The sequence below is a fragment of the Pantoea sp. GCM10028869 genome (assembly GCF_042666835.1).
GTDB classification, from domain to species: domain Bacteria; phylum Pseudomonadota; class Gammaproteobacteria; order Enterobacterales; family Enterobacteriaceae; genus Pantoea; species Pantoea leporis.
Genome location: NZ_JBHTGO010000003.1, coordinates 416704 through 439843 on the forward strand (window position 1 = coordinate 416704; position 23140 = coordinate 439843).

General features: G+C 56.3%; 21 protein-coding genes. 10 read left to right on the top strand and 11 right to left on the bottom strand.

Features of this window, described 5'->3' with window-relative positions:
• Positions 1 to 3: 3 nt before the first annotated feature.
• On the bottom strand, positions 4 to 930 hold the full coding sequence (locus ACFQW4_RS09780) for a glycine betaine ABC transporter substrate-binding protein (RefSeq protein ID WP_008108905.1): 927 nt from the start codon (positions 928 to 930) through the stop codon (positions 4 to 6).
• A gap of 16 nt (positions 931 to 946) precedes the next feature.
• On the bottom strand, positions 947 to 1663 hold the full coding sequence (locus ACFQW4_RS09785; RefSeq protein WP_101764354.1) for an ABC transporter permease: 717 nt from the start codon (positions 1661 to 1663) through the stop codon (positions 947 to 949).
• 384 nt (positions 1664 to 2047) lie between these two features.
• Between ACFQW4_RS09785 and ACFQW4_RS09790 the strand changes: the two genes are divergently transcribed.
• Positions 2048 to 3508 carry an MDR family MFS transporter gene (locus ACFQW4_RS09790; protein WP_377725045.1) on the top strand — a complete coding sequence of 487 codons (1461 nt, stop codon included), beginning with the start codon at positions 2048 to 2050 and terminating at the stop codon, positions 3506 to 3508.
• A gap of 31 nt (positions 3509 to 3539) precedes the next feature.
• On the opposite strand, the gene ACFQW4_RS09795 is transcribed toward ACFQW4_RS09790, so the two are convergent.
• Both ACFQW4_RS09795 and ACFQW4_RS09800 read right to left on the bottom strand, forming a co-directional pair.
• Positions 3540 to 3836 carry a DUF1161 domain-containing protein gene (locus tag ACFQW4_RS09795; RefSeq protein WP_110866185.1) on the bottom strand — a complete coding sequence of 99 codons (297 nt, stop codon included), beginning with the start codon at positions 3834 to 3836 and terminating at the stop codon, positions 3540 to 3542.
• A gap of 52 nt (positions 3837 to 3888) precedes the next feature.
• Positions 3889 to 4224, bottom strand: a complete 336-nt coding sequence (locus tag ACFQW4_RS09800; protein WP_377725047.1) for a DUF1283 family protein — start codon at positions 4222 to 4224, stop codon at positions 3889 to 3891.
• Between the two features lie 130 nt (positions 4225 to 4354).
• Between ACFQW4_RS09800 and ACFQW4_RS09805 the strand changes: the two genes are divergently transcribed.
• The gene (locus ACFQW4_RS09805) at positions 4355 to 4684 is read left to right on the top strand and encodes a YnfA family protein (protein WP_192233901.1); all 330 of its coding nucleotides are present in this window, start codon (positions 4355 to 4357) and stop codon (positions 4682 to 4684) included.
• Between the two features lie 107 nt (positions 4685 to 4791).
• Here the strand turns inward: ACFQW4_RS09805 and ydfG are convergent, their stop codons facing one another.
• The gene (gene ydfG, locus ACFQW4_RS09810) at positions 4792 to 5538 is read right to left on the bottom strand and encodes a bifunctional NADP-dependent 3-hydroxy acid dehydrogenase/3-hydroxypropionate dehydrogenase YdfG (RefSeq protein WP_101764358.1); all 747 of its coding nucleotides are present in this window, start codon (positions 5536 to 5538) and stop codon (positions 4792 to 4794) included.
• Between the two features lie 384 nt (positions 5539 to 5922).
• On the opposite strand from ydfG, the gene guaD reads away from it, so the two are divergent.
• The 5 genes from guaD (at position 5923) to dcp (ending at position 13936) form a co-directional block, all read left to right on the top strand.
• Positions 5923 to 7251 (top strand): guanine deaminase, encoded by a 1329-nt coding sequence (gene guaD / locus ACFQW4_RS09815; protein ID WP_377725049.1) that lies wholly within the window; start codon positions 5923 to 5925, stop codon positions 7249 to 7251.
• Entirely contained in the window at positions 7248 to 8690 is a 1443-nt protein-coding gene (gene xdhA, locus ACFQW4_RS09820) for a xanthine dehydrogenase small subunit (protein WP_377725051.1), read from the top strand. Before guaD ends, xdhA begins: the two co-directional genes overlap by 4 nt.
• Positions 8680 to 11046 carry a xanthine dehydrogenase molybdopterin binding subunit gene (gene xdhB / locus ACFQW4_RS09825; RefSeq protein WP_377725053.1) on the top strand — a complete coding sequence of 789 codons (2367 nt, stop codon included), beginning with the start codon at positions 8680 to 8682 and terminating at the stop codon, positions 11044 to 11046. Before xdhA ends, xdhB begins: the two co-directional genes overlap by 11 nt.
• Positions 11033 to 11815 carry a xanthine dehydrogenase accessory protein XdhC gene (xdhC, locus tag ACFQW4_RS09830; protein WP_256696481.1) on the top strand — a complete coding sequence of 261 codons (783 nt, stop codon included), beginning with the start codon at positions 11033 to 11035 and terminating at the stop codon, positions 11813 to 11815. The genes xdhB and xdhC overlap by 14 nt, the downstream gene beginning before the upstream one ends.
• A gap of 72 nt (positions 11816 to 11887) precedes the next feature.
• Positions 11888 to 13936 (top strand): peptidyl-dipeptidase Dcp, encoded by a 2049-nt coding sequence (dcp, locus tag ACFQW4_RS09835; protein ID WP_377725056.1) that lies wholly within the window; start codon positions 11888 to 11890, stop codon positions 13934 to 13936.
• Positions 13937 to 13960: 24 nt separating this feature from the next.
• Here the strand turns inward: dcp and hpxO are convergent, their stop codons facing one another.
• The gene (gene hpxO / locus ACFQW4_RS09840) at positions 13961 to 15118 is read right to left on the bottom strand and encodes an FAD-dependent urate hydroxylase HpxO (RefSeq protein ID WP_377725058.1); all 1158 of its coding nucleotides are present in this window, start codon (positions 15116 to 15118) and stop codon (positions 13961 to 13963) included.
• Positions 15119 to 15368: 250 nt separating this feature from the next.
• Here hpxO and ACFQW4_RS09845 point away from each other — a divergent pair, with 250 nt between their 5' ends.
• Both ACFQW4_RS09845 and ACFQW4_RS09850 read left to right on the top strand, forming a co-directional pair.
• Positions 15369 to 15608, top strand: coding sequence for a hypothetical protein (locus tag ACFQW4_RS09845; RefSeq protein ID WP_101764365.1), 240 nt, complete (start codon positions 15369 to 15371; stop codon positions 15606 to 15608).
• Positions 15609 to 15683: 75 nt separating this feature from the next.
• Complete coding sequence (locus ACFQW4_RS09850) at positions 15684 to 16946, top strand: phosphatase PAP2 family protein (RefSeq protein ID WP_377725059.1); 1263 nt, start codon at positions 15684 to 15686, stop codon at positions 16944 to 16946.
• 191 nt (positions 16947 to 17137) lie between these two features.
• Here the strand turns inward: ACFQW4_RS09850 and ACFQW4_RS09855 are convergent, their stop codons facing one another.
• The 5 genes from ACFQW4_RS09855 to ACFQW4_RS09875 form a co-directional block, all read right to left on the bottom strand.
• On the bottom strand, positions 17138 to 17638 hold the full coding sequence (locus tag ACFQW4_RS09855) for an RES family NAD+ phosphorylase (protein ID WP_377725061.1): 501 nt from the start codon (positions 17636 to 17638) through the stop codon (positions 17138 to 17140).
• Positions 17638 to 18120 (bottom strand): antitoxin Xre/MbcA/ParS toxin-binding domain-containing protein, encoded by a 483-nt coding sequence (locus tag ACFQW4_RS09860; protein ID WP_101764368.1) that lies wholly within the window; start codon positions 18118 to 18120, stop codon positions 17638 to 17640. Before ACFQW4_RS09860 ends, ACFQW4_RS09855 begins: the two co-directional genes overlap by 1 nt.
• Positions 18121 to 18237: 117 nt before the next feature.
• A complete protein-coding gene (locus ACFQW4_RS09865; RefSeq protein ID WP_377725062.1) occupies positions 18238 to 19722 on the bottom strand; it encodes an FGGY-family carbohydrate kinase in 1485 nt (494 codons plus the stop codon).
• A gap of 60 nt (positions 19723 to 19782) precedes the next feature.
• The gene (locus ACFQW4_RS09870; protein ID WP_210080679.1) at positions 19783 to 20622 is read right to left on the bottom strand and encodes a class I fructose-bisphosphate aldolase; all 840 of its coding nucleotides are present in this window, start codon (positions 20620 to 20622) and stop codon (positions 19783 to 19785) included.
• Positions 20606 to 22360, bottom strand: a complete 1755-nt coding sequence (locus tag ACFQW4_RS09875) for an FAD-dependent oxidoreductase (protein WP_377725064.1) — start codon at positions 22358 to 22360, stop codon at positions 20606 to 20608. The genes ACFQW4_RS09870 and ACFQW4_RS09875 overlap by 17 nt, the downstream gene beginning before the upstream one ends.
• 267 nt (positions 22361 to 22627) lie before the next feature.
• Here ACFQW4_RS09875 and ACFQW4_RS09880 point away from each other — a divergent pair, with 267 nt between their 5' ends.
• Positions 22628 to 23140, top strand: a complete 513-nt coding sequence (locus tag ACFQW4_RS09880) for an AAA family ATPase (RefSeq protein WP_110866168.1) — start codon at positions 22628 to 22630, stop codon at positions 23138 to 23140.

Consider the following 23140-nt stretch of genomic DNA (forward strand, 5'->3'; position numbering starts at 1 on the left):
TCCTTACAGCATGTTCTTGGATTGAAGGAAATCACGCGCCACCTGTTGCGGCGACTGATGATCAATATCGACACGCTTATTCATCTCGGTGATCGCTTCGTCATTAATCAACGCGGAGAGCTGATTAAGCGCCGTATCCAAACCCGGATGGCTCTCCAGCACATCCTGACGCACTACGGGCGTGACGTTGTAACTTGGGAAGAAGTGCTTATCATCTTCTAACACTTTGAGTTCGAACCCTTTCACGCGGCCATCGGTGGTGTAGATCAAACCGGCATCAACAAAGCCATCGCGAATCGCGTTGTAAACTAAGCCGGGATCCATCTGGCGAATCTGCGGACGATCGAGCGGCATGTTGTAGGCTTTCTGCAATGGCTTAAGACCATCGGAGCGGCCCGAGAATTCCAGGTCCAAACCCAGTTTCCAGTTATGATCCGGATCGTTCTTGCGTACCTCTTCCAGCTTCGCCACCAGTTGCGACATGGTGTTGATGCCTTCTTTCTCTGCGCGATCGCGTTGCATGGCAAACGCATAGGTATTGTTCATCGGTGCAGGATTAAGCCACACCAGGCCCAATTTCGCATCCAGCTGTTTTACCGTTTTATACGCGTCTTCGGTCGACATCGGCTTATTGATGTGGTTAAAGATGATCAGCGAAGTTCCGGTGTATTCCCATGTCATATCAATCTGTTTATTGATCATTGCGTTACGACCAATAGTGGTGGCGATATTGGTCTTGGGGATCACCTGAAAACCTTTCTTCTGCAACCAGATCACCGTCATCGCGGAGAGGATGTGCTGCTCCGTAAAGCTCTTGGTTGCCATGGTAATCGGTGTTGCAGCCGCGGCGCTTTGGCTGATTGCCAGCGTCGCGGTGAGTGCCAGCGCAGTACGTTTAACCCAGCGCGCCAGCTTATTGGCAGTGGCCATCACAAAACTCCTTGTGTTAAGCCGCAGAGTGCGGGCTGAGATAACGTCCCAATGCCGCGAGCAGCATGTCGAGCACCAGCGCAACCAGTGCGGTGGCCACAGCGCCGAGGATCAGCGTAGGGAAGTCGTTAAGGTAGATGCCGGGGAAAATCAGCTCACCAAAACTGCTGGCACCGATCAGGAACGCCAATGGCGCGGTACCGACGTTAATCGCCGTGGCGATGCGCACGCCTGCCAGAATCACCGGCAGCGCATTAGGAATTTCCACCTGACGCAAACGCTGAAACTTCGTCATACCTATACCGTTGGCGGCTTCGATTAGCGACGGCGGTACCGCGCTTAAACCGGCAAAAGTATTACGCACAATCGGCAGCAGCGAAGCGAGGAACAGGGCAATCAGCGCGGGACGATCGCCGATACCGACAATCACCATCGCGAGCGCTAATACCGCCAGCGGTGGTAGCGTGTTACCCACGTTGAAGATTTGCATCACGTACTCTGCCCAGCGACGAGCAAATGGACGACTCAGCAGGATGCCGCTGGGAATGCCTACCAACAGCGCAAAGAACATTGACCAAAACACCAAAAACAGATGCTGCTGCCCGAGATAAACCAAATCTTCCCGCCGGTCGCGCAGCGTATTCAGCCCCAGCCCCCAAACCAGCAGGGCAATCACCGCAACAATCGCGAGCAGAGCCAGCCCAGCGCGGCGGGCGAGCGATGCATTTTGCATAGCCAGTGTCTCCCTGATTCAAGAAATCGTTCGATAGGTAATGTCATTCCCAGGATGACGGCGCAGTGTTAAAACGCACACATACGAAAATCCTTCACCCCGTTAAATTGCAGTTAAAATGACTGTTATCAGATGCTTTTTCAGTGAATATCTGGAAAGCACCGCTTAGACCTATAGCAATGCTTGTCGATAAGCGCTAGTTTTTGCGGCAAAATCAGACAGATAGAAATAATAAAAAACGCCATCTAACCCGCGTGGAATAAGGCATCATCCGACAATAAAAAATTTTCATCGAAGTAAGTGACGTCGTCACAGATGGGGCGCACGCAGAGGAAACTGGTCTGATGAATTTTCAGCTAGCCTTATTAGAAATTAAGGAGACGTATGACTGAAACTGCAGAATTGAACACGGAACATCGCCACTGGATTCTTATCGGCTGCATGCTCGCTATGTTTATGGCGGCGATTGAAGTCACCATCGTAGCCACCGCCATGCCGACCATTATTGCCGATCTTGGCGGCTTTTCGCAGTTTGGCTGGGTATTTTCCATCTATCTACTGACGCAAGCCGTCAGCGTGCCGCTGTATGGCCGACTGGCAGATATGTGGGGCCGCAAACGGCTGTTGTTTATCGGTGTTTCGCTTTTTTTACTGGGATCGATTCTGTGCGGATTTGCCCACAGCATGGCGTGGCTGATCCTGTTTCGCGCTTTTCAGGGGTTAGGTGCCGGGGCGATTATGCCGCTAACGTCCACCATTGTGGCGGACGTCTATTCGCCGCGCGAACGCGCCAACGTACAGGGCTGGCTCTCCAGCGTCTGGGGCGTGGCGGCAATCATTGGTCCGCTGAGCGGCGCGTGGCTGGTGCAGCACTTTAGCTGGTCGGTGATTTTCTGGGTCAACGTGCCGATTGGCGCCATCGCCATGCTGCTGCTGGGGCGTTTTCTTCCATCGCGTGAACAAAATCAGGCCACCACGCTCAATCTCACCGGCAGCTGCTGGCTGATGATCTGCGTAACGGCGTTGCTGGTCGCGCTGCTGCAGGCAGAAGTGCTCGGTTTCTGGCTGGTGCCATTCCTGCTGCTGGCGGTCATTGCTGCCTGGCGTTTAAAACAGCATGAACAGCGTGCTGATGCGCCGCTGTTCCCGCTGGAAATCTGGCGCAGCCGGCTCATCGTTGCTGGCAACATCGGCAACCTGATCATCGGTGCCAGTATGATGGGCATCAGCGCCTTTCTACCAACCTGGATTCAGGGCATCACCGGCGGCACGCCGCTGCAGGCCGGCAGCGCACTGGCGATGATGTCGATTGGCTGGCCGCTGGCCAGTACATTGAGCGGTAGGTTGATGCTTATCACCTCCTATCGCTTCACCGCGCAGTTGGGCGCGCTGCTGCTGATTGCGGGCAGCGCATTACTGCTGCTACTGCGCAGCGACAGCTCAATTGTGCAGGCCGGATTCACCGCCTTTGTGATTGGTACCGGCATGGGCATGACCAGCACCACGTTTCTGGTATCGGTACAGAACCATGCGCATTACGACATTCGCGGCATTTGCACCGCCTCAATCATGTTCAGCCGCATGATCGGTTCGGCGATTGGTACCGCGTTATTGGGCGCGGTGCTGAACCTCAACTTGTCGCTGCGTCTGCCGCAGGCCGACGATCCGATGCAGAAAATCATGTCGCCTGAAAGCCGTCAGGCGCTGTCGGAGGCGACATTGCATGACTGGACCGGACAAATCGCCAGTTCTTTACATTGGGTGTTTGTCGTGTCGTTGCTGATTGCGCTGCTAACGTTGTGGGTGGCGTGGATAATGCCGCGGCAAAGGCCGGAAGTTGAATAAAAGCAGGGCGGCCAGAGAGCCGCCCGAAAGTTTACTGCGCTGGCGTATCCTGAGAGCTTCCCGCGCTGTCTGGCACGGTGCTGTCACCATCACGGCCATTTTTCTTGTAGACGATTTTCTGTGTGTCGTTCTCACAATGACCCACAACCTGGCCGCCGACCTGATCGGCTTGATCATTGGCCACGATATCCAGCGTGAAATCCGATTCGGCGACGCCGTTGTTAATGATTTTTTTGCTGATGTCCGCTTTAACGCTTTCACAAGAAGCTTGCGCCAATACCGGCAGCGACAACATCGCCATCAGCAGAACTGCATTACGTTTTTTCATCATTCACTCCTTTGGTCAGAAATCCTGTCAAAACTATAGCAGTGATAAACGATTAAGGTGCAATTGGACGTCCGGTGCGGCGGTCGAGGCAGCGCAGCGTATTCGGTTCCCAATAGGCGTTAACGTTGTAGCTCTTTTCGCAGGAGTCGCGGGTATCAAAGGCTTTGTCCGCTTTATCGAACTCTTTCTCAACGCGCGTATTGACCTTATTACGCAGGTTTTTGGTATCGTTCCACTGCTCTTTGCTCTGGCGCGCAGCTTCATTACTGGAGGCGCTGCTGCCATCTTCAATAATCAGGCGATCGGTTTTGGCCGCAGCGATGGGCGCAGCCATTAACAGGCTCGACGTCACCAAGGTAGCCAGCAGGGCGGAAAACAGTTTTTTCATCGTCATTTCCTTCAGTTAACACCAGCACAGCCGGGATCGCGGCTGTAACAACCATGGGCGCTAGTATATCATCGCTGCTTCTTTGCTCACCAGCGGTGAGCGCTTTGTTTAGCTTAGCGAGAGATTTTCTATGCTGGTCAAAACCGCCTTGCTGTTTTTTATCACTGCGATAGCGGAAATTGTTGGCTGTTTCCTGCCGTGGCTGTGGTTGAAGAAGGGCATGACGGCGTGGCTGCTGGTGCCGGCCGCGGCAAGTCTGGCGCTGTTTGTCTGGTTGTTAACGTTGCATCCCGCCGCGAGCGGGCGCGTTTATGCGGCCTATGGCGGCGTATATGTGCTGACGGCGCTAATCTGGCTGCGCGTGGTGGATGGCGTAAAACTGAGTACGTGGGATTGGGTCGGCGCGCTGGTCGCCTTGAGCGGCATGTTGATTATCGTGACCGGTTGGGGCCGCGCGTAATCATCGGCCACACCGGCGTGCGATATCAGGGGGGAAACATCCCGATGAGGTCGTCGCGGCGAAAGCCGCCGGAGCGCCTCACAGGATGGTCGCCCCGGGTATTACGATTAACCTTTATGCACCTTCAGTCCCGCGGTGGTTTGCGTCACCGGCATAATCTCCAGCGTATTGATGTTGACGTGCTTCGGCAGCGTCGTTACCCAATAGACCGCTTCGGTGACATCTTCCGCCGTCAGCGCGGTGGTGCCTTCATAAACCTGGCCCGCTTTATCGTCATCGCCCTTGAAGCGCACGTTTGAGAACTCGGTGCCGCCCACCAAACCTGGCTCGATATCGGTCACGCGCAGCGCGGTGCCGTGCAGGTCGGTACGTAGATTCAGGCTGAACTGGCGCACGAACGCTTTGGTCGCGCCATACACGTTGCCACCCAAATAAGGCCAGCTACCGGCAATCGAACCGATATTCACGATATGACCGACATTGCGCTCAACCATTGCCGGCAGCACCGCACGCGTCATGTACACCAAACCTTTATTGTTGGTGTCGATCATATTTTCCCAGTCTTCGATATTGGCTTTGTGCGCCGGTTCCACACCCAACGCCAGGCCAGCATTGTTAACCAGCACATCAATATTGCGCCATTCAGCGGGCAGGGAGGCGATCGCTTCATCGATGGCGGCGCGATTACGCACGTCCAGCTGAACGGTATACAGATTGTCGCCCAACTCATCTTTCAGCTCTTTTAAACGCTCAGCGCGACGTCCGCTGGCGATCACTTTGTGACCTGTAGCAATGAAGCGGCGGGTGATACTTTGACCAAAACCAGCAGTTGCGCCAGTAACAAAAATAATCATCTCACTGTTCCTTATACGATTTCAGGTTATCAGCCACACCTTAGCATTAACCTCGAACCCATGCTCATGAAAACCCAAAGCAGCGTGTTGCAGGATTTTTCCTGCACATTACGAGTGCAATGGCGCACCACAAAGACGCATCCCAACAGGCGATAATCACGCCATGCGCACTAAAACTCGCCGCAATGTTAAATAGCAACCGTTTGCTATAGCAGGCAACCGGTTGCGCATACGTTTGCTCGTTAAGCTTGACACAAAAACGCATCAGAACAACCTATTACATTGAAAGTAAACAGTATTTTTTGTTCTTTGCATTGGCATGCGCTTTGCAATCTATCTTTAAGGCAATCACCTGCACTCATAAAAAAGCATCAAGGAACCATTATGCCTTACGCACCCGAAACGCTGCTGCGCGCCAGCTTCTTTGATTTCACCGCTCTGGCCGCGCAGCCAGACGACATCGCTGCCAATGCGCGCTATCTCGAAGATGGCTTATTAACGCTGCGTGACGGCAAAGTGGTCAGCCTGGAAAGCTGGCAAATCGCGGAAGGGCGCGTTGATCCCACGCGCGTTACCGATCTGCGCGGTAAACTGATCGTGCCCGGCTTTATCGATACCCATATTCATTATCCGCAAACCGAGATGATCGGCGCCTTTGGCGAACAGCTGCTGGAGTGGCTCAACCAATATACCTTCCCGGTGGAGAGCCAATATCACTGTCCCGATCACGCGGCAAAAATGTCGGCGTTCTTCCTGCACCAGCTGCTGTCGAACGGCACCACCACCGCGTTGGTATTCGGCACCGTGCATAAGCAGTCGGTCGATTCGCTGTTCAGCGCCGCGCAGCAGCTGGATATGCGGCTGATCGCTGGCAAAGTGATGATGGATCGTAACGCGCCGGAATACCTGACCGAAACGCCGGAAGAGAGTTATCAGCACACGCGTGAACTGATTGAGCGCTGGCATCAGCGCGGTCGCCTGAGCTATGCGCTCACACCGCGTTTTGCGCCGACCTCGTCGCCGGAACTGCTGGATAAAGTGCGTCAGCTGCGCGAAGAGTTTCCTGATGTCTGGATGCACACGCACCTAAGCGAAAATCCGCAGGAGGTCGCCTGGGTAAAAGCGCTATTCCCGGAGCGCGCAGGCTATCTTGATGTCTATCATCACCACCAACTTACCGGCAAACGCAGCGTGTTCGCGCACTGCCTGCATCTGGAAGATCAAGAGTGGCAATGTCTGCACGACACCGATTCATCGATTGCCTTTTGCCCGACCTCAAACCTGTTCCTCGGCAGCGGCTTATTCAACATCAAACGCTGCTGGCAGCAGGGCGTGCGCATGGGCATTGGCACCGACGTGGGCGCAGGCACCACCTTTAATCTGCTGCAAACGCTGGGCGAAGCCTACAAAGTCGGCCAGCTACAGCAATACAAACTCAGCGCCTGCGAAGCGTTTTATCACGCCACCTTAGGCGGCGCGCACGCGCTCGATCTGGATGACGTTATCGGCAATTTTAACCCCGGCAAAGAGGCCGATTTCGTGGTACTCGATGCGGCTGTGTCGCCGCTGCAGAAGCTGCGCAATGCCAACAGCAAAGACATCTGGGAGCGGCTGTTTGTAATGATGACGCTTGGCGACGACCGCAACATCGCGCAAACCTGGGTGAGCGGCAAGCCGGTTTGGCAGCGCGAAAGTGAGGAGCAAATCGCATGATCCAATTCTTACTCAACGATCGTTTAGTCACCGAACACGAGCTTGATCCCAATCTCACCGTGCTTAACTACCTGCGCGGCCAGCAGCAGCGTCGCGGTACCAAAGAGGGCTGCGCGTCTGGCGATTGCGGTGCCTGCACCGTCACGCTCGGTAAAGTCGTCGATGGGCAGATGCAGTATCAGGCGGTGAACAGCTGTTTGACGCTGGTCAGCAGCCTGCAAGGCAAGCAATTGATTACCGTGGAAGATCTCAAGCAGGGCCGCGAACTGCACAGCGTGCAGCAAGCGATGGTGGATTGCCACGGCTCGCAATGCGGCTACTGCACGCCGGGTTTTGTGATGTCGCTGTTTACTCTGCAGAAAAACAGCGCTGGCTGGGATCGACATCAGGCGGAACAGGCGCTGACGGGTAATTTATGTCGTTGCACCGGCTATCGTCCGATCATGGATGCGGCGCAGCAGGCGTGTGAACAACCAGATGCAGATGCCTTCCGTGCTAATGCACCCGCGCTAGTGCAGCGTTTACAGGCGCTCAGCAACAATGAAGTACAGATCATCGAAGCCGCGGGCAGCCGCTGCTATCTGCCGAAAACAGTAGCGCAACTCGCCGAACTCTATCAGCAACATCCTGAAGCCCGCCTGGTAGCCGGCGGCACCGATCTGACGCTGCAAATCACTCAGCAATATCAGCGCTTGCCGCTGCTGATCGCGCTGGAGCAGATTGATGAGTTGAAGGTCTGCCACGAAGATGAAACGCTTCTATATCTCGGTGCTGCCGCCTCATTGCAGCATTGCTATCAGTTTTTAGCACAGCACATTCCAGCGTTTAGCAGCATGCTGGAGCGTTTTGCCTCATTGCAAATTCGTAATCAGGGCACGCTCGGCGGCAACATTGGCAATGCATCGCCGATTGGCGATTGCGCGCCGATGCTGCTGGCACTGAATGCGCGTCTGGTTCTGCAGCAGGGTGAAAAGAGGCGAGAAGTCCCGCTCGACCATTTTTTTACTGCATATCGCCAAACGGTCTTGCTGCCAGGTGAATTCATTCGCAGCATCACCATCGCCAAAGTGACGGTGTCACCCAACTTTGCGGCGTGGAAAGTGGCTAAACGGCTGGATGATGATATTTCCGCGGTTTTCGCCGCCATCAATCTGCAAATTGAAGAAGGTGTGATTGTGAAAGCGCGGCTCGCCTTTGGGGGTATGGCCGCCACGCCGAAACGCGCGCTGGCGGCTGAAGCACAACTGCTGGGCCAGCCGCTGCATCTCAGCGCCATCGAAAAAGCCTGCGCCGCGCTGAGTGAGGATTTCCAGCCGCTAAGCGACTTCCGTGCCAGCGCCGATTATCGCCTGCAGGTGGCGCGCAATCTGTTGCGCCGCTACTACGCACAAGCGTCTGGCGAGCTGACCATTACCGAGGTATCGCGCTATGTCTCATAACCGTCCGGAACTGAACGAAACGCTGCTGAAAACCCAGTTCGCCACCGGCATGCAAACGGGCGTGGGGCGCAGCAATAAACACGAAAGTGCCGACAAGCATGTCTCCGGTGAAGCGCTGTATATCGACGACAAGCCGGACCTGCCAGGATTGCTGCATCTCTGTCCGCGTCTGAGCGAGCATGCGCATGCGCGCATCACCAAACTGGATGTGCAGCCATGTTACGCGGTGCCGGGCGTGGTCAGCGTGCTGACCTGGCGCGATGTGCCGGGACTCAATGATGTCGGTCCGCTCGAACCGGGCGATCCGCTGCTGGCGCAGGATAAAATCGAATATTTCGGTCAAATCGTCATTGCCGTCGCCGCTGATTCACCGGAAGCGGCGCATGCCGGCGCCGCAGCGGCGATCGTTGAGTACGAAGCGCTACCGGCCGTCCTCGACGTGCGTGAAGCGCTGGAACAGCGTTTCTTTGTACAGCAGCCGCATATTCACCAACGCGGTGATGCCGACGCTGCGCTGGCGCGGGCGTCACGCCGTATTCAGGGCGAATTTCACATCGGCGGTCAGGAACATTTCTATCTGGAAACCCAGACGGCGCTGGTGATCCCCGGCGAAGATGACAGCTTGCAGGTGTTCTCTTCGACGCAAAACCCCACCGAAGTGCAGAAACTGGTGGCGGAAGTGATGGGCATCACCATGAACAAAGTCACCATTGATATGCGGCGCATGGGCGGTGGCTTTGGCGGCAAAGAGACGCAGGCGGCGGGCGTGGCGTGTTTGTGTGCCATCGCCGCGCGTCAGCTGCGAAAACCGGTAAAAATGCGTCTGGCGCGCCGCGACGATATGCAGATCACCGGCAAACGCCATCCGTTTTTTGTCCGCTACGATGTCGGTGTCGATGACAATGGTCGCTTCTGCGGCGTGAAGATCGATCTGGCCGGCAACTGCGGTTATTCACTCGATCTCAGCGGATCGATTGTCGATCGTGCGATGTTCCACGCCGATAACGCGTATTACCTCGGCGATGCACTGATTACCGGCTATCGCTGCCGCACACATACCGCCTCGAACACCGCGTACCGTGGCTTCGGCGGGCCGCAAGGCATGGTGGCGATTGAGCAGATCATGGATCACGTTGCGCGCGAAGTAGGAGTAGATCCACTCGAACTGCGCAAACGTAACTATTACGGCAAAACCGATCGCAACATCACCCATTACCACCAGCAGGTGGAAGACAATCTGCTGGATGAGATGACGGAGCAATTGGAAACCAGCAGCGAATACGCCGCGCGGCGTTGTGACATCAGCGCATTTAACGCCAGCAACCGTTTTATGAAACGCGGACTAGCGCTGACGCCAGTGAAATTCGGCATCTCTTTTACCTCCAGCTTCCTCAATCAGGCCGGCGCGCTGATTTTGATTTACACCGATGGCACGGTGCAGCTCAATCACGGCGGCACCGAAATGGGCCAGGGCTTAAACACCAAAGTGGCGCAGATTGTGGCGGAAGTGCTGCAGATTGATATCAGTCAGATTCAGGTGACCGCCACCGATACCGGCAAAGTGCCCAACACCTCGCCAACCGCAGCGTCCAGCGGGGCCGATCTCAACGGCAAAGCGGCGCAAAATGCGGCGCAAATCCTGCGCGATCGCATGACCGAGATGCTGTGTCAGCAACATCAATGCGCGGCAGACGCGGTGCATTTCAGCAACGGTATCGTGCGCGTCGGCGAGAAACACTTCACCTTCGCCCAGGTTGCACAGCAAGCGTGGCTTAATCAGGTGCCGCTGTCGGCTACCGGTTTCTACAAAGTGCCGGGCATCCATTACGATCGCACCGCCGGACGCGGCAAACCGTTCTATTACTTCTCCTACGGCGCGGCCTGCTGTGAAGTGCTGGTGGATACGCTGACCGGCGAATATCGTTTGCTGCGCGCCGACATTTTGCATGACGTGGGCGCGTCGCTGAATCCGGCCATTGATATCGGCCAGGTTGAGGGCGGTTTTGTGCAGGGCATGGGCTGGCTCACCTGCGAAGAACTGGTGTGGAACGACAAGGGCAAATTGCTCACCGATGGCCCGGCCAGCTACAAAATCCCGGCGATCAGCGATGTGCCCAGTGATTTGCGCGTCACGCTGGTTGAGAACCGCAAAAACCCGCAGGACACGGTGTTCCACTCCAAAGCCGTCGGCGAACCGCCGTTCATGTTGGGCATCGCCGTGTGGTGCGCGCTACAGGATGCGGTTGCCAGCGTTGATAACTATCGTCGCCATCCGCAGCTGGACGCGCCCGCCACGCCGGAGCGGGTATTCTGGGGGATTCAGCGCTTATCAGGAGCGGACCATGATTTATCATGACTGGATCGGCGTATTGCACAGCCTGCGGGAAAAACGCGAAAGCTGTGTACTGATTACCGTGCTCAGCGAGCGGGGCTCCGTGCCGCGCGATCGCGGTAGCAAAATGGTGGTCAGCGCCACTGACACTTTTCTCACCATTGGCGGCGGCCATCTCGAATATCAATGCATTGCGCAGGCGCGCGAGATGCTGCAGCAGCGCTGCACTCAACCGCGCAGTGAAGAGTTTGCGCTGGCCGCGCGTCTCGGCCAATGCTGCGGTGGTCACGCCACTTTGCTGTTTGAACCGCTGATGCAGCAGCAGCCGGAAATCCAGGTGTACGGTGCAGGTCACGTTGGCCAGGCGCTGGTAAATCTGCTTGCCACTTTGCCGTGCCGCATCACGTGGATTGACAGCCGCGCCGCGCAGTTTCGCGCCGTGCCGCCCGGCGTGACGGTGCGTCAGGTTGAGGATCCGATTGATTGCGTGCAGGAAGCCGCGCCCGACAGCTATTTTGTGGTGATGACGCACGATCATCCACTCGATCTGGCGCTCAGCGAAGCGATCTTGCGCCGGGGCGATTTTCGCTATGCCGGTGTGATTGGTTCTGCCACTAAAGCCCAGCGCTTTCGCTATCGCTTAGAGGGCAAAGGCATTGCGGCAGATTCCCTCGCACGTTTGCGCTGCCCGATTGGTTTGGCGGATGTGAAGGGGAAGTTACCGGCGGAAATTGCCGTCGCGGTGGCGGGAGAAATCATCAGCGTTTATCAGCAGCAGGCGATAAGTTGTTGAGTGACGAGGAAACTGCCAGGATAGAACCATCCCGCCGCCACCGTGCGGCGTTGCTGATTATCAGGAGCGATAATGAATTCACGAGCTAATCCGTTTTTCACCGCCAGCACCTTGCCGTATCAAACCCCGCCATTTGACCAGATTCAGGAAGAGGATTTTCTGCCGGCGCTGGAAGCGGGGATTGAAGAGAAACGGCGCGAAGTGGCGGCGATCGCCAGCAATCCTGACGCGCCAACCTTCGCCAACACCTTTGAGGCGCTGGAGCGTAGCGGCCAGTTGCTGAAGCGCGTGAATCTGGTGTTTGGTGCCATGACTTCCGCCAACACCAGCGATCGCCTGCAGGAAATCGATGAACTGATTACCCCGCAACTCACCGCGCTCAATGATGAAATCTACCTGAACAGCCAGCTGTTTGCTCGCCTCGATACCGTTTACCAGCATCGCGGCTCGCATTGCCCGGATGCCGAAGCGATGCGGCTGGCGGAAGTCACCTGGCAGCATTTTCAGCTGGCCGGTGCCAGCCTGAGCGAAGCGGATAAAACCCAGCTGCGCGCCTGCAATCAGGAGCTGGCGAGCCTCAGCACCCGCTTCGGCAATAAGTTGCTGGCGGCCACCAAAGCCGGTGCTTATGTGGTGAGCAATGTTGCGGCGCTGGCCGGATTAAGCGAGGAAGAGCTGGCGCATGCCAAAGCGGCGGCCGAAGCACGCGGCTTGCACGGCGAATGGCTGATTGCGCTGCAAAACACCACGCAGCAACCGGCGCTGCAGGCGCTGGAAGTGCGCGCCACGCGTGAAGCGCTGTTCCAGCAGGCGCTAACACGCAGCGAGCAGGGCGATGATAACGACACGCGCGACATCGTGTTACGCATGGCGCAACTGCGCGCGCAGCAGGCGAGTTTGCTCGGTTTCAAAACCTATGCCGAATGGAGCATGCAGGATCAGATGGCGAAAACGCCGGAGGCGGCTTTTGCCTTTATGCGCAATATTGTCCCTGCCGCGCGGGCCCGCGCGGAACGCGAAGCCGCCGACATTCAGCAGGCCATTGAAGCCGCGCATCACCGTTTTCCGCTGCGCGCATGGGACTGGAGTTTTTATGCCGAGCAGGTGCGTAAAGCCCAATACGCGCTGGATGAGAGCCAAATCCGCCCGTACTTTGAGCTGAATAACGTGCTGGAAAAAGGTGTGTTCTGGTCGGCCAGCCAGCTTTTTGGCATTCGCTTTAGCCAGCGCCACGATCTGCCGGTTTATCATCCGGACGTTAACGTCTACGAGATTTTCGATGCCGACGACACGCCGCTGGCGCTGTTCTACACCGATTTCTTTAAGCGTGATAACAAAAGCGGCGGCGCGTGGATGAGTAATTTCGTCGACCAAACCACGCTGCTCGGCACCAAACCGGTAATCTACAACGTGTGCAACTACACCAAGCCGCAGGCGGGCCAGCCGGCGCTGCTGAGCTGGGATGAAGTGATCACGCTGTTCCACGAGTTTGGTCATGCGCTGCACGGTTTGTTCGCCACGCAACGCTATCCGAGCTTGTCGGGTACCGCCACGCCGCGCGACTTTGTCGAGTTCCCGTCGCAGATTAATGAGCATTGGGCCAGCAACGAGGCGGTGTTTGCCAACTATGCGCGCCACTACAAAACCGGCGAGGCGATGCCTGCTGAGCTGCGTGACAAGATGGTTCGCGCCGCAAAGTTCAACAAAGGTTACGACATGACCGAGCTGCTGGCCGCCGCGCTGCTGGATCTGCAGTGGCATTCACTGACCACGCACGACAATCCGCAGGACGTCAGCCACTTCGAGCTGCAGGCGCTGGCCGCCGAAAACATTGCGCTGGCGACGGTTCCGCCTCGCTATCGCTCCAGCTATTTCCGCCATATCTGGGGCGGCGGCTATGCAGCCGGTTATTACGCCTATATCTGGACGCAGATGCTCGCCGATGATGGCTATCAAGCCTTTGTCGAACGCGGTGGATTAACACGTGAAAACGGTCAGCAGTTCCGCGAACATATTCTGTCACGCGGTAACAGCACCGATTTGCAGCATCTGTGGCTGGCGTGGCGCGGCAAAGAGCCGGAGATCGGCCCTATGCTGAAAAATCGTGGATTAGAGTCGTAGAACCGCCATTGATGGCGAGCTGGTTTAACCCAGCGGACCGCCTTCAATGGTATCGCACATGCCGGCCAGCACGCGCTCGCCGGTTTCGTTTTTCAAATCTGCATACCACGCCGCCGTCACTTCCGCGTCTTTAGCGTGGGTCACATCGCAGCGCTTACGGGCTTTCAACACCAAATCTTTGGTGCGATCCACACGACGGGCTTCATAACGCAACAACGCATCCTCAATCCCTAAAGAGTGTGACGCCAGCGTCTGCGCCAGCACCACCGCATCTTCCATCGCCGCACAACCGCCTTGCCCGATATCCGGCGTGGTGCTGTGTGCGGCATCGCCCAGCAACGCCACGCGACCTTTAACAAAACGGCTAAACGGTTCGATGTCGTGGATTTCCACGCGGTTGGTGGTTTCCGGATTGAGGCGTTCAATCAGACGCTGCACCGGTTCAGCCCAGCCGCTGAAGTAGCCTTTGAGATCGTTTTTCAACGTTGCGCGATCTTCCGGCAAGCCTTTTGGCAGAGGAACATCAAAGAAGAAGTAGAAGCGGTTATCGCTGACCGGCATCAGCGACACGCGTTTGCCTTCGCCGACAAAAGTGGTCCATTGATCGGCGGGCGCAATCGCTTCATCAATCGTCACCAGGCCGTTCCAGTTGACGTAACCGGCGTAACGACGTTCCACGCATTCACCCAGCACATAGTGGCGGATCACCGAGTGCGTACCATCGGCGGCAATCAGAAAATCACCTTCGGCCTGGCTACCGTCATCAAACCAGGCGGTGACGCCATGCTCGGTTTGCTCAACCTGCGTGACGCGTTTACCAAAGCTAATGCGCGAACGTCCGTAGGTATCGATCAGCATCGCCTGTAACTCCGCGCGCGCCACCGGATAGGGATATTCCCCCACCTGCTGCACCAGCGGTTTCATGCTGAAGCGGGTGAGCGTGCTGCCGCTGTGCGCATCGTTGTAGGCCATAAACGCCATGTTGCCGCCCAGTGCGCGCAGCGGCTCTTTCATGCCCAACGCGTTGAGACATTTCACGCCGTTGGGCCAGATAGAGATCGCCGCACCCACCGGCTTCATCTCTTTCACTGCTTCAAACACCGCGGTGTCAAAACCCGCTTTCTCCAGCGCAATCGCAGCACTCATACCGCCAATGCCCGCGCCAATCACAATCGCTTTCATATCCGTCTCCTTTGCTATGCATTAAAGATTGCAACTTTTGTACCAGGTTGGAAGATTGGCCAAATGAAGGCTAACTCATTGATTTTAAATTAACGAAGCAGCATCTGATCTTGCCACTCTGCACTACAGTGGCGCACGCCCATGCACTGTAGCAGAGCAACTTCTGTGAAAGAGTGAATCGATTGTTTCAGCATGGTAATTGGCCCCGCAGCAGCCATACTCATTACACCCGTTCTGCGAGGACTCAATCATGAAATGGATAATGGCTTTTACCTTGCTGTTCAGCGCCAGCGTGCTGGCACAACCGCAATGGCAGCCGGAGCGAAAAGCACCGGTGGTGCAGTTGACGCCGATTGCCGCGAAGTGCGATGTTTCAGCCTGTCAGCAAAACTGCTATGTGCAGCAATCACAGTGTAAAAATGACAATAACGGCGGTTGCGGCTCGCTGGCACAAATTTGCGTACAAAACTGTGCCAGTCAGTGTCGTTAAATGAAATAAATCTGTCATAACCGAGTGCTAGCGTGTTTCCCCGGCAAGGTAATATTTTGATAACAGGGGAAAATAATGAAAACCCGCTTCACACTGATTGCAACGGTTATTCTGCTGGCACAGCAAGCACATGCGGTTTCACTGCCCGATGCGGCCGCATTGGCAGGCTTAACCTCTACCGGTTCCACCTCCGCTTATAGCGATCTCGAACAGCAATCGCTGCAGGCTGAACGTCAGGCGCTGCAAGGTGACAGCAGCACGTTGACGCGCGAGCAACTGGAAAAAGCCAAACAGACCGCGAAACAGGCAGACACGCAGTGGCTGAAAAACAGCGGCTACGATTTCAAAATGAAAGAGAACCAGCAGGCCGGAATTGCGCTGCTTTCGGGCTTTAGCACGTTGCCCGCCAGCGTACTTGATGCCAGCCAAGCCACCGCCACCCACATCAACCTGAACGCCACGCAAAATGTGCGTCATCAGGCTCTGGCCGATGCAGAAGCCATCAGCTATCTCTATTTCCTCTCCGATGCGCTTGGTCCGCGCCTTGGCAAAGCCTTCCTCGCCGCTTACGACAAAGGTGAGATCGGTAAGGCCGCCGCGCTGATTAAAGCCAGTGAAGTCAGCACCAGCGCGGCGAAAAAGCACTTCAACTATCCGCGGCCGTTCCTGCGTAAAGGCAACAGCATCCATCTGGTGCCGGACGATGTAGTGGTGAAGGATAACGTGCGTTACACCGCCGACGGCGGCTCTTTCCCGAGTGGTCACACCAACACCGGTTATACCGATGCTTTGTTGCTGGCCGAAATGGTGCCGGAACGTTTTGAAGCATTGGTGACGCGCGGCGCACGCTACGGTTATTCGCGTTTAGTGTTGGGCGTGCATTACCCGCTGGATGTGATGGGTTCGCGCATGGTGGCGCAGCGCAACGTGGCGAATTATCTCAACGATGCGCGCTATCAGGCACTGTTTAGCGAAGCGCGTAATCAGTTGCGTGCCGCGCTGGAAAAAGAGTGTGGCACGTCGCTGGCAGAGTGTGCGCGCAGCAATGGCAAGGACGATCCGTATCGCTCACCGGCGATGAAGCAGTTCTATCGTTTCACCATGAGTTACAACCTGCCGAGAGCCAATGTGCAGAACGCGCCTGTCAAAGTCCCGCAGGGCGCGGAGATCCTGCTAAAAACCGCGTTGCCGCAGCTGTCTGATGCGCAGATTCGTAGCCTGATGGTGAAAAGCGCGCTGCCAAACGGCTATCCGCTGTCTGGCAATGATGCAGATCAGTCATTCTGGCAACGTGTGGATTTAACGGCGGCGTATGCTTTAGCGAAACCGGCGCGTTGATAGGTAGGTCGCCATGAATGGCTTAATGCTTGTCAGTAAAGACATGAAAATCCCTAATTACCGAGAGCACACATTGTAGCGGCGCAATTCATTGCGCGATAAATCGCGCCGCTACGGAATGTGCGGTGATTTGTTACGATGCTTAACTGAGCAGCATTACGCCATGAATGGCTATCCTCCGAAAGCCTTGTTCATCCTTTAATCCGGCGATCAAGCGCGAAGGGCGATGACGTGGCTTGTGCCAGAAGGGCGGCAGCGGCGGGGTGGTCGGGATTGAGAATGGCGTTGTCTTCGCCGGTCAAAATGCTGGGTACCGTTAATAGCAAAGGAAAGCCGCCTTGCACATCGAGGAATGCGGCGCCAATCGCCTGTGTCTCTTCTTGCTGCTGATACTTTTGCCAATCGTCGGGCAGTTTATTGCTGTCCAGCGCCATGATTTCGCTCTCAGGAATCGGCAGAGTAAAAATCACAAAGCGACTTTTCTCCAGCATCGCTTTACCGGCATGCACCACCAGTTCCAGCGTGGCGAGCGCCTTTGAACTGCTGAGGTAAACCGTCTTAATACCGGGCGGATTCCAGCGTCCGCCCCATTTTTCAGCGCCAGCGCCGCTAAATGCCTCGCTGGCGTACTCTTCTTTCACGAGTCGATAAAACAGCCGATAAGGAGCATCCGGTTCCTTCCGTTGCGTCATTACACAATTACTCCGTGTTCCAGGCGACCAATCAGCGTTAACACCGCATCACAACCCGCAGGCGTGCTCAGCATCTCCATCGGCAATGCATCATCCAGTGCCAACGCAGGTTGATACATCCAGCGCATGGCAGCGTCAACGTCACCGGAAAATAATTGCAAAACGGCATCCAGAATTTCGAACACCTGATACACGCGCGCACCTTGCTCCACCGAAAGTTGCGATCCGGCTTTCTCGCGGCGGCGATAGGTATTGCGATCGATAGAGACCATTTGGGCCACATCCAGCGGCGTTGCTTTCAGCACCGTGGCCGCGCGTTCAACGATGCCGACATCCAGACCTTCGGTGATCAACTGGTGCGCTTTCAGCGGATTACGCGGTAAGCCCATTTGATCCATAAACGATTGCTGAGCGTGCTGGATCAGCGTGGGATCGAAGACGCGTGCGGCATTGCCGTGATTGAATGGGGATGCAGTTGTCATAACAACCTCCTGAACAATGTTCATTTGAACATTTTGATAGCTCAAGTGTACATCACTGCGCAGGGGTTGTCATTTTTTATACGATCTTAAAACTAATGCATTGTTAATAAACAATAATCAACTGGCTTCCTGCCACATCTCGCGCATCGCCAGCTCCAGCTTTTTAAACACCCGATAGCGTACGTCGTGAAACGCAACGCGCTCTGGTCGCGGCAACAATTTGCCGGGATTGATCTGCACCGCCTGCTGCGCGGCCTCGGCAAGATTGCGCCACGCGCCGACGCCCACACCGGCACACAAGGCGGCGCCCAGCGCGCCGGTCTCTTTGCACTCCGCCACGCGAATCGGTATGCCTAACACGTCAGCAAACATCTGCGGCCAGATGCAACTGCGCGCCGCGCCGCCCGACAAAATGGCCTGCGTAAAAGGGATGCCTGCCGCACGCAAGCGATCAATATGCGCCCGATGGGCAAAGGTCACGCCTTCAAACAGCGCAAACAGCATATCGGCGCGCGTATGCCAGCCGCCTAAGCCATAAAACCCGGCCTTGGCCGGTTCCGATTTGCGTCCGGAATAAAGATAAGGATGATAGAGCGGTAGCTGGGCATTGGGTTGCACGTGCGCCACGCTATCGCTGCTGCGCGCCGCGCCCTGACCGCCGCGACCATCGTCAAATTCGCGCAGGAACCAGTCGAGATTCGCCGCCGAGGTGGCGCTGGCCTCAATCGCCATATAACGGTCGGACTCAATAATGGAGTTCATAAATACCGGGCGCAGATAATCGGGTTTATCTACCACCACCTGATTGATGCTCCACGTACCGGCGACAATCGAGGCTTCACCGGTGTTCACCACGCCAGAACCCACGGCGCTGGCCACCACATCAAATATGCCCGCCACCACCGGAATGCCCGCCGGTAATCCGGTGAGTTGGGATGCACGTTCTGTGACATGGCCAACCACCTCGCAGGATTCACGCAGTGCGGGCAGCAGGGCGAGCGCGTCTTCGATGTCGTACAGCGCCATCAATTCACGGCTGTAGCTGCGCGCACGATAATCAATTAAGCCGGCACCGGCGGCATCTGAAAAATCAGCGCTAATCGCACCGCTGAGAAAATGGGCGATAACGTCTTTCGCCAGCAATAAATGTCCGATTTGCGCCCAGCGCTCGGGTTGATGTTGCTTAATCCAGCTGATCAATACCGGCGTTGCCGCAGGCCAGGGTTTTTGCAGCGAAATCTGGTAGATGCGCTTATCCGCGCCGCTCATTTCCAGCGCGTGCACCTTGTCACAAGCTCGATGATCGATAGATTGAATACCAAAAAGTGGCTGCTGATGCTTATCCAGCGCGTACAAACCGTTGCCGTGACCGGCCGCGCCAACCGCAATCACATCACTGGCGGGCGTCTCCGCCTGCTGCAGACAACGGCTCACCGCATCGCTGACGCCATGCCAGATATCCGCCACCGGCCGTTCGGCGTAGCCTTCCTGCGGACGATGCGTTTCTCCCGCGCACTCGGCCACCGACAATACGCGACCGCTGAGATCAAACAGCACCGCTTTGATCATGGTGTTTCCGGCATCAATACCGACTATCTTCATATCCGACTCCGTGCAACTGGCGAAGACGGCGCACCGCTTAAGCGCCGGTGCAGGTAAGGCTCAACCCTGCTGATAGATTTCCAGGGCGTCCGCGCCGCTGACGCCCTGATGAATAATCGCCATCAGCGCTTTCACCACGCGTGACGGATTATCGTGTTGATAAACATTGCGGCCATACACCATACCGCTGGCACCTTGCGCCATCAGCGCAGCACTTTTCGTCAGCACGCCAGCCAGTTCACCTTTGCCGCCGCCGCGTACCAGCGTGGGACAGCGTGCCGCTTCCACCACGCGATGAAAATCTTCCACGTTCTCAGTGGGATCGGCTTTGATGATATCGGCACCTAACTCACGCGCCAGCCGCACCAGCGGCACAATTTTCTCGACATCGCCGAGTGAGCCGTAAGCCGCGCCTTGTCCGGCGGGGGCCATCACCAGCGGCTCAATCATCAGCGGCATGGCGTAGCGATCGCAAGCCTGGCGCAAGCGGCCAATATTTTCGACGCACATGCGGAAAATGCCCGGTTCATCCGGGATCAGATAGAGATTCACTACCACTGCGGCGGCGTCCATCTGCAACGCGGCAAGAATCGGTTCATCCGGATTGTGCAGCACTGCCCACATTTCACGGTGACGCGCCGCGTTATAGGCATTGCCCACATCGGTGCGCATCACCAGCGCCGGTTTACGTCCCGCCACACGCTGCAGCAGATCAGCCTGACCGTAGTTGACCTGAATCGCATCCGGCTGCGCGGCGATCAGGTTATCCATCACGCCCTCAATATTCTCCAGACCGATGAGAAAATCGGGCTCGTTGGCGATACCGTGATCAATGGCGACATCCAGGCATTTACCGTGCTGAAACAGACGCTGCATGCGCACTTTATTGGTTACTAACATGTCGTGTTTCCTCCTGAAAAACCGTGGGGTAAAGGCCGGTAAGTCCGTGCAACCGTGCCAGATTGGCGCAGCCGCACTGCAGCTGCTGAGCGCGTTCGCTATCGCTCCAGCCGAGCGCTGCGGCCATGATCTGCGCGATCTCCTGCACCAGCGGCGCGGTGAGTTCACCGCAAATCGCCAGCGAGGTGCGGCGCACCAGCAAATCCTCCAGCTGACAAACCTGCTCGTACTCAATCAGATACCGTAATTCGACATCGCTGTAGGCGGCGTGATGCTGCAACATTTGCTCGCCGTGCTGCTGGATCAGCGCCAGCAGCGGCAGGGCGCGGCTGCCGTAACGTTTGGCGAGTTGCATTACGCGCGGTAGCGGCACGCCATAACGCTGCGCCAGTTGCGCCAGCCACACGGTTTGTCCTGAAGGTTTGGGGAAATCACGTCCGCCGCCAATCGGCACATCACCACTCGAGACCTGACGTTTTTCGCCGAGCAGCCGCAGCACGCGATCTGCCGCCTCTTCACCAAACTGGCGGAAAGTGGTCCATTTGCCGCCGACTAAACAGAGCGTGCTCCAGGCGCGATTGGCGTCAGCAGGCAATACCACTAACGAGTGATTGCGCGAGATTTGGCCGTTAAGTTTGGCCTCGCTGGCGGGCAGCGGACGCACGCCGCAGAAGGTGTAAACGATGGCGGAATCCGCCACCTCGATATGTGGGAAGACGAAGCGCAGTGACTCCAGGATATAACTCTTTTCCTCCTCTTCGCACACCACTGCATCGGGATCGTCCACGCGGATATCGGTGGAACCCACCAGCACCTTGCCAAACCACGGAAACATGATGCAGACGCGGCCTTCCTGGTTTTCGAAATAGACCATTTCGCCGTCCAGCATCTGCAGCAATTCGGGATGGTCGAGGATCAGATGCGATCCTTTGGTGCCGCCAATCAGCTTGGGCAGATCGTTGCGTGAAGAGATGCGTTGGTTGAGCTGATCGATCCAGGCACCACCGGCATTCACCAGCACATGCGGTTGCAGGCTAAATCGCTCACCGCTCAACGCATCCTGCAAAATAACCGTTTCGCCCTCGGCGCTGACCAGCTGCAGATAATTGAGCGCCAGCGCCTCTGGACAGGCTTTTTCGGCATCATCAATCAGCTCAAATCCCAGCCGCTCGGGCGCGCTGATCCAGGCATCGTAATAGCTGGCGCTGTATTTCACCCAGGGCGCGAAACCCGGCCAGCGGTCACGCGTGGCGGCTTCATTGCGCACCTGATGCTTCGGCATCGATCCATATTGGCGGGTGTAAATGTCATACAGGCTAAGCCCGGTTTTGATCAGCAACGCCCCGCGCCGCGTCGGTTTATCGCTCAGGCGCAGAAAACGGCGCGTGGCATTCACTAAACCGCCAGCGAGATTATCGATCGGCACCGTGGTGCGTAGGGGGAAAACATAGTGCGAGGCATTTTTCAGCAGGCGATCGCGCTCGGTGACCGACTCTTTGACCAGCGTAAATTCACCGGTTTCCAGATACCGCAAACCACCATGAATCATGCGCGATAGCGCACCGCTGGCGGCCTGACACCAGTCGCCTTTTTCCACCAGAATCGCCGGAATGCCCTGCAGCGCCAGCTCACGAAAAGTGCTGATGCCGTTGATGCCGCCACCGACAATCAACACCGGTGTCGATGAACGCAGGCGCAGGGCGCTCAGGCGTTGTTCGCGGGTTTTGATGTTATCCATGAGATGCTCCATTTCCAGTACGTCAGGATGAGATCGTAGTCGCTGGAGCCGCGCTGAAGGACGAAAGGTGAACGAATTGTTAATGGAAGGATTGAGAGTTGAGAGGTCGGTCACTTAACTCGTCTCTGAGAAACTGACAAATCTGTGTCAAGCGATGGCATTACCCGCTTTCAGAAGGAGAACGGGTAGGGGGAGATTAATAGCTGGCAACTTGAATTGCGTGAAGTTAACTTCACTCATATTTATTTCATTTCAAGGAGATGGTTGATGCTCATCACGTTTAGTGGATTACCCGGCACCGGCAAAAGCACCATTGCGCGCTTATTAGCGCAGCAGATCGGTGCGGTGTATTTACGCGTCGATACTATCGAACAGGCGTTGCGATCGGGTGAAGAGAGCGAGAAAGCGATCGGGCCGGAAGGATATTTCGTTATCTACGGATTGGCACGCGACAATTTGCTGCTCGGTTCCACCGTTATTACCGACTCGGTTAACGACCTGCAACTGATCCGCAACGCTTATCGCGATATCGCCTTGTTGAGCGGTGCGCCGCTGCTGGAAGTCGAAGTAATCTGTTCCGATCGTAACAAACATCGCTTTCGCGTCGAAAATCGCGCTTCCGATATTAAAGGTTTGAAGCTGCCGGATTGGCAGGCAGTTGAACAGCGCGAATATCAAGCCTGGGAGCGCGATCATCTGCAGCTTGATAGCGCCTTACTCTCGGCGCAGCAGTGCGTGGATGCCATTCTACAAGCGCTGCCTAAAACGTCACAATCCTGA